Origin of the sequence: Okeania sp. SIO2F5, from assembly GCF_010692685.1 — a bacterium.
In the GTDB taxonomy this organism is placed as follows: Bacteria; Cyanobacteriota; Cyanobacteriia; order Cyanobacteriales; family Microcoleaceae; genus Okeania; species Okeania hirsuta.
Genome location: NZ_JAAHGU010000010.1, coordinates 153,732 through 161,451, shown reverse-complemented (window position 1 = coordinate 161,451; position 7,720 = coordinate 153,732). Strand labels below are relative to the sequence as shown.

Annotated in this window: 4 protein-coding genes; 3 read left to right on the top strand and 1 reads right to left on the bottom strand. The window is 35.5% G+C overall.

Annotated elements, in window-relative coordinates; genetic code table 11:
* Positions 1–651 (top strand): hypothetical protein (locus F6K27_RS07130; protein WP_287300853.1); only part of this gene is annotated, 651 nt, incomplete at its 5' end.
* A gap of 134 nt (positions 652–785) precedes the next feature.
* Here F6K27_RS07130 and bluB read toward each other — a convergent pair.
* Positions 786–1,424 (bottom strand): 5,6-dimethylbenzimidazole synthase, encoded by a 639-nt coding sequence (gene bluB / locus F6K27_RS07125; RefSeq protein ID WP_287272981.1) that lies wholly within the window; start codon positions 1,422–1,424, stop codon positions 786–788.
* Positions 1,425–1,627: 203 nt separating this feature from the next.
* On the opposite strand from bluB, the gene ribBA reads away from it, so the two are divergent.
* Both ribBA and F6K27_RS07115 read left to right on the top strand, forming a co-directional pair.
* Positions 1,628–3,367 (top strand): bifunctional 3,4-dihydroxy-2-butanone-4-phosphate synthase/GTP cyclohydrolase II, encoded by a 1,740-nt coding sequence (gene ribBA / locus F6K27_RS07120; protein WP_287272980.1) that lies wholly within the window; start codon positions 1,628–1,630, stop codon positions 3,365–3,367.
* Between the two features lie 723 nt (positions 3,368–4,090).
* Complete coding sequence (locus F6K27_RS07115) at positions 4,091–6,295, top strand: PhoX family phosphatase (RefSeq protein ID WP_287272979.1); 2,205 nt, start codon at positions 4,091–4,093, stop codon at positions 6,293–6,295.
* Positions 6,296–7,720 lie beyond the last annotated feature (1,425 nt).

Below are 7,720 nucleotides of genomic sequence, written 5' to 3'. Positions count from 1 at the left end.
ATTCCAGAATCATCACAAATTAACGAGGAAAAATCTGAAGAGAAAAAATCTGAAGTAGTTATAGAAACTATGCCCACTGAAAATTATGATTCTACTATTTCTATACCTGAAGTTGTAGAAGATTTTCCACAAGATACTATTCCAGAATCATCACAAATTAACGAGGAAAAATCTGAAGAGAAAAAATCTGAAGTAGTTATAGAAACTATGCCCACTGAAAATTATGATTCTACTATTTCTATACCTGAAGTTGTAGAAGATTTTCCACAAGATACTATTCCAGAATCATCACAAATTAACGAGGAAAAATCTGAAGAGAAAAAATCTGAAGTAGTTATAGAAACTATGCCCACTGAAAATTATGATTCTACTATTTCTATACCTGAAGTTGTAGAAGATTTTCCACAAGATACTATTCCAGAATCATCACAAATTAACGAGGAAAAATCTGAAGAGAAAAAATCTGAAGTAGTTATAGAAACTATGCCCACTGAAAATTATGATTCTACTATTTCTATACCTGAAGTTGTAGAAGATTTTCCACAAGATACTATTCCAGAATCATCACAAATTACGGAGCAAAAACCTGAAGTAGTTGTGGAGTCTATCTCACCTGAAAGTAATGATTCCATACAAGAAATTACTGAATAAATTGAATCTGAAAATACTCTTGATTCTCCAGAATAGATAACAGAATAAATTTATATTGACAGTAATTTCAAAGTAAATAAGCCACTTATAGAGATGTTGTATAAAACGCCTCTATAAGTGAAAAATATCTAGTATTAATAACTATCATAATAAATCACTGCCTCCTTTAATTTACGTTTTTCCCAATTAACAATTTCCAGCAAAGGACGTTCTGTGAATTCTGTGACATAACCTAAACATAAATACGCTATTAATTCATTTTCTGGAGGAGCATTGAGAATAGTTTTTACCTCTTTTTCGTCTAAAATACTTACCCAACCCACACCTATATTTTCAGCTCTAGCCATTAACCACAAATTTTGAATTGCCAGACAAACACTGTACGGTCCAACTTTATCCGTACTGGTTTGACCCATAACAGGAGTAAGTGAAGGTTTATAAAAAACAGCAATATTAACAGGAGTTGTGGTAATTCCTTCCAATTGAAAATGATTATATAACGGTCTATCTTTAAAGATTTCTTTAGCTTTTTCGTTTTCTTTTTCAAAAGATGCCTTGATTTTGGCTTTGATTGATGAGTCACGAATAATTACAAATTCCCAAGGTTGGGAAAAACCAACTGAAGGGCCAAGTAAAGCAGCTAAAAGTAACCGCTCGATTTTTGTATCGGGAATTTCTTCATTAATAAAGTTTTCCCCAAATTCTGTTCGACGATGAACGATAATATCTGCAAGTATTTGACGTTCTTGTTCTGTAAAAATTCTACCTTTCATATTATTTACCTCCGATTATTGTATGATATTTTCTATCTGAAACTCAATTACTTAATAGAGTCTTCAAATTCCTGTAAGGTAAATTCTCAACTATCTATATAATTTATTCGTTGTTGTTATAATACTTCGGTAGCCTAGGAAACCCTATAATCTTTGTATATCGTTATAATCTTTGTATACTTTTAAACAGATTTTGAAAAAAAATGACAAAACTAGGGAAGCTATCTGTAAATCAACAGCCAAACGAACAATTTCAATTTGACTCTATTGATGCTGCACTAGCAGACATTAAAGCAGGTAAGTCTGTAGTAGTAGTTGATGACGAATATCGAGAAAACGAAGGAGATGTCATTTGTGCCGCCCAATTTGCTACTCCAGACATGATTAACTTTATGGCAGTAGAAGCTAGAGGTCTAATTTGTTTGGCATTAACAGGCGATCGCCTTGACGAATTAGATATTCCACTTATGGTTACTAAAAATACTGACAGTAACCAAACAGCTTTTACTGTTAGTATTGATGCTTCCCCACAGTTGGGAGTTTCTACAGGTATCTCAGCGGAAGACCGAGCGCATACTATTCAAGCTGTCATTAACCCTACTACCAAACCAGAAGATTTACGTCGTCCCGGTCATGTCTTCCCCATTCGAGCTAAAGAAGGAGGAGTATTAAAACGAGCAGGTCATACAGAAGCTTCTGTTGACTTAGCTAGATTAGCAGGTTTATATCCAGCGGGAGTTATTTGTGAAATTCAAAACCCAGACGGTTCGATGGCAAGGTTACCTGAATTAATAGAATATGCTCAAACTCATAATCTGAAATTGATCAGTATTGCTGATCTTATCAGTTATCGCATCAGACACGATCGCTTTGTTTACCGAGAAGCTATTGCTAAGTTACCATCCCAATTTGGTGAGTTCCAAATTTATGCTTACCGCAATACTCAAAATAATTCGGAACATGTAGCTATTGTTAAAGGCAACCCAGAAGAATTTAAAGAAAAAGATGTCATGGTGCGGGTACATTCTGAGTGTCTGACTGGAGATGCTTTCGGTTCCCTCCGTTGTGACTGTCGAATGCAACTGCAAGCAGCTATGAAAATGATTGAAAAAGCGGGTGCGGGAGTGGTCGTCTATTTGCGACAAGAAGGTAGGGGAATAGGTTTAATTAATAAAATGAAAGCTTATTCATTGCAAGATATGGGATTAGATACTGTGGAAGCTAATGAAAGATTAGGTTTTCCTGCTGATTTACGCAACTATGGTGTGGGAGCGCAAATCTTAAATGATTTGGGTGTGAAGAAAATTCGTTTGATTACAAATAATCCCCGGAAAATAGCAGGTTTAAATGGTTATGGAATTGAAGTAGTAGATCGGGTGCCTTTGTTAATAGAAACAACAGATTATAATTCTACTTATTTGGCGACTAAGGCGCAAAAATTAGGTCATATGTTGTTACGCAGTTATTTAGTGACAATTGCTATTGATTGGAATGATGAAAACACAGAAGGAAAATTTGTTGATAATTCTTTGGTTAAAACTTTGAAATCTCCCCTTCAAAAGCGCTATGAATATTTGGAAAAATTACGCAGTTTAATCAAAGAAGATGATTTTCTGTTGCGGGAAGAAACTAGAGCAGTGGCAACAGCAGTTTTTGCTCAAGCACCTTTAATAGTTAATTTTGGTTTAGAAAAAGCAACATTAATTACATCTGAATGGTATCAACAATCAAATCATCCTTATTTGGAGGCGATCGCTAAAATATTAACAGAAATAGGTAAATGGCCGAATATTTCAAAATTGGAATTTCTCATTGCTTCTGGTTCCGATCCTATGACTACTTTACAAGGAAAACTCAAACGTCATAGTTTTGAAATAACTGAATTATTGACAGTTATGGAACATTTAGAAACACAAAAAATTTATAGTTTGAAAGTTTTTTAGGAGTTAGGAGTGAGGAGTCAGGAGTCAGGAGGGAAGAACTTTTTTTCGGTTGTGTGAGTGCCTATTTTAATAAGGCTTGATATTTACATATCAATTTTTCCAGATCATTTTCGAGCAAGTGCAACATTATTTTTAGAAAAAAGCCCAAAATGACTATTGCGACATACGCAATAAAAGAACATAAGCCATGATATATCTAGACTTTAAAAATAAAATAAAACCGCCTTAACACTAAACTCCCAAAGTAAAGTTACACATTAACCATTCAAGCTCATTTTCGAGCAAGTGAAACATTATTTTTTAGAAAAAGCCCAAAATGACTATTGCGACATACGCAATAAAAGAACATAAGCCATGATATATCTAGACTTTAAAAATAAAATAAAACCGCCTTAACACTAAACTCCCAAAATAAAGTTACACATCAACCATTCAAGCTCATTTTCGAGCAAGTGAAACATTATTTTTTAGAAAAAGCCCAAAATGACTATTGCGACATACGCAATAAAAGAACATAAGCCATGATATATCTAGACTTTAAAAATAAAATAAAACCGCCTTAACACTAAACTCCCAAACAAAGTTACAGATAATATCCATTTAATGCTGTTGAAAAAAAGTCTACTACAAAAAATAAAATAGTACATACTATGCCTAATTATCACTTTCCAAAAAGTATCAATCGACGCTATATTAAAAATCGTCAAACTTATTACTTTTTCTATGAACCTTAAACGTAGAGAATTCCTGATATTTCTAGGAGCTACTGCAGGAACAATAACCCTTAATTCTTGTCAAAAACAATCATCTACTCCAGCAATTGAAAAATTTCCAATTAGTGGAGCTTCTACCAACAATATTAATTTCCAACCAGTTAAAGGTCCAATGCCTTTGAAAACAAGTAATCAAGATTTAAAAATAGAGAATTATACTAATTACGAAGTAATAGATGATTTAATAATTTCAGAAGGTTTTACTTACGATGTTATTGGGTCATGGGGTGACAAAATAGGTGATTCCCGTTTTGGCTACAATAACGACTATATTTCCTATATTGAAACTGGTGAAAATGAAGGATTATTAACAATAAACTTTGAATATATTAGCCCTTTGCCTTGGGTAACAACTTATCAAACAGTTATTGGTAAATCTTTGCCTTTTGCAGAATTAGCAACAGCATTTAGACAGGTAGGAGAATCAGGAATTAGTTCTGAAGAATTACTTGAAAATTCCCTGAAACAAAATATTATCGCAACAGCTAAAGAAGCAATGATTGATATGGGAATAGGTGTAATTTCCATACGTCGCGAACCCGATGGAAAATGGGTAAGAACAAATTCAAAATTTGACCGCAGAATAACAGGTATTTCAGGATTAGAAGACGGACGTTATTTAAAATCAACAGGACCAGCAGTAGCAGTTTTTAATAAAAAAGGCAAAGGTTATAATGATAAATTAGACGATCGCATCATTGGTAGTTTTGCTAACTGTGCAGGCGGCACTACACCTTGGGGAACAGTATTTAGTGCCGAAGAAAATTTTCAAAATTATGTAGTAGAAGCAGTATATCCTGATGGTACTTCTGTTGACCCGACCAGAGAAAAATCTCTCTTTATTGGTGAAAGAGGAGTCGCTGGTCTGGGAAGTGTATTTGGTTTAGCTGGTAATAAGTATGGTTGGATGGTAGAAGTAGACCCAGCTAACCCTGATGACTATGGTACAAAACATACTTGGTTAGGTCGTTATCGCCACGAAGCAGTAGGTATTAGGGTAGAAACTGATAAACCATTAGCATTTTATTCCGGATGCGATCGCCGTAGCGGTCATCTATATAAATTTGTGAGTAAAGGTACAGTGAAAGACCCCACTGATAAAGCTAACTCTCAACTTTTGAAAGACGGGATGTTATACGGGGCTAAATTTAATCCTGATGGTACAGGTAGTTGGATTTCCCTGCAACCTGATACTCCTGTGAATCCAGATTTACCAGAAGTCCACGTTAACAATATGATTAATCTACCCCAAAGACCTGATGGTGGTAGCTTCAAAGCGATAACTGCTCAAGAAGTAGAAAGGTTCAAACAGAAATATAAAACTCTGGGGGACTTGTATGAAGGTAATGCGGACGAGAAACAAGGAGCTATTCTCATTGATGCTCATCTAGCTGCTAATGCTGCTGGCGTTACTTGTGCAGCACGTCCCGAAGATACTCAGGTAGATAAAAATGGTAACTTATTTATTGCCTTTACCTCCGGGTCTCCCAGTAAATCTGATGGTAGTCCAGACAAACGTATATTTAAAGGCCAGGATGATGAAGTTTACGAATTTGGTTGGATTATGCGTTTGACTGAGGATGATAATCAACCAGATGCTATGACATTTAGTTGGGAAATGTTTGCTACTGGGGGCGAACCTATGGAGGGTGGACTAGGATTTTCTAATCCTGACAATTTAGAATTTGATCAACAGGGTAATCTGTGGATGGTAACAGATATTAGTACCAGTAAGCATAACAAAACAGTGCCAATGAATCGAATGGGTAAGGATGGCAAACCAATAAAGCAGTCTACTCTTTGTGGTTTATTTGGTAATAATTCTATCTGGTATATTCCCACTTCTGGTCCCAATGCTGGAGAGGCTTATTTATTTGGAATAGCACCAACAGAAAGTGAAACTTGTGGGCCTTTCTTTACCAAAGACCAGAAAACGTTGTTTTTAGCTATTCAACATCCAGGAGAATATAACGGCATTCGCCAAAATATGGCTTCAGAAGCTCGTCAGTTGGCAATGAAAACCGCTGATGGTTCAGATTTTGTCCAGAATCGTATGGTGCCTATGGGGTCTAACTGGCCAACTAAACAAGTTAACGATCCTCCGAAACCTTCAGTGGTAGCTATTCGTCGATTAGATTCAACATCGATTACTTAAATAGGGTTTGCTGAATAAGTCTTTTGGTATGAGGTAGGAGTCAACCCACCCCTCGCCCCTCCCCCTCCCAGGAGGGGAAGTCAGGAGGAATGGAGTCAGGAGGAATGGAGAATTTAGAGGAGGTAGTCGGATATTTTATCCCTTGATTTTTCTGCAATTATTCTGCCTTTTATCCTAACTTTTTGGTCGCTCAAGCTTAAAAAAGTTAAAAGTTGCACTTTTTTCGCTGTAAAAAAGCTAAATCCTTTACCTGTCAATGCTTTTAGATTTAATCAGTAAGCCCTAAATAGAAATTGAGAAACTGAAAAATGATAAGTGGTGAGCAGGGGGTCGTTAGATCGAATGATTTTCTAATTTTAGATCCCACATTCCGCACGTCAATTTGTAGCATTAAAAGTAGTATATGAATCCGTAGCTTGGCAGGTATTTATACTATGCAAATCATCTCAATTACTTTTTTCGTTGATCATGCTTCCGAGTAAAAAATTTACGCATAAATACTTGCTTTGATGATTACTCAATCACGGCAGCTATGATTTTCTGCTAAAATTCTGTCTCCTGTCTCCTGACTCCTGACTCCTGATTCGATACTACATTTTGTGGTGCGGAATGTGGGTTAGATTATTATATTGATTTCATATTTTACTATCAGTTTGTCTTACTATCTATTCCCTGCTTAGTTTTCGGCTTGTTTTCCCGAAAAAAATACTCTGAAAATTAGGTTGCAAATTACCAAATTAGGTGTAAAATTTGCCACGAGACCGTAATTTTTACAAATCAAGCAAAAATCTAATTTCTAAGGCGGCATTCTCAGCTCATCCCTTGTAAACAAATTGTATATAGAACCCATTTGAGATCTATATAATTATGGTAGTCAAGTCTTTTCGCGCATTAATTTTGAGGAAAATTCAGTTGAAGGAGTGTTGAATTTTTTGTATTATCTCTCCCCAAATCTTCCCTCTTAACCTTTTCTCTCTTACCTTCTGTCTCCTGTCTCCAGTATAGCTGTCTCCTAGTCAAAAAAACTTGATATTTATATGAAGATACGGTTAGGGGTTCTATATAGACAAAATAACTAAACTGTGATAGAGAGAAAGGAATAATGGTTGAGCTTTTTGTAAATAAATCCTCACGTCTTCCTCAAAGGCTGGAAATTAGCTTACAGTATCGCTTAATCAGTAAACCAATCTCTAACATTGTCAAACAACTTTTGCAGTTGGCCATTTAAAACTTAAGATCAAAAAAAATATTAAGACTTATTCAAATGTTTTTTTGTAAAACAAAAACAAATATAACGCCCTAGTCTTGATATATCAAAACAAAAGTAGAGATGCGGTCGGATTGGCCGTGGACTCCTGTGGATGAGTAACCGCCGACGGCCTCAGTTGTTTGCGTAGCATTCCGTAGGAAAGCAGGAAGTGAAGA

Bases quoted from the DNA above. Each gene is read 5' to 3' on its own strand.
- ribBA (WP_287272980.1), top strand. From the start codon at position 1,628: ATGACAAAACTAGGGAAGCTATCTGTAAATCAACAGCCAAACGAACAA.
- bluB (WP_287272981.1), bottom strand. From the start codon at position 1,424: ATGAAAGGTAGAATTTTTACAGAACAAGAACGTCAAATACTTGCAGAT.
- F6K27_RS07115 (WP_287272979.1), top strand. From the start codon at position 4,091: ATGAACCTTAAACGTAGAGAATTCCTGATATTTCTAGGAGCTACTGCA.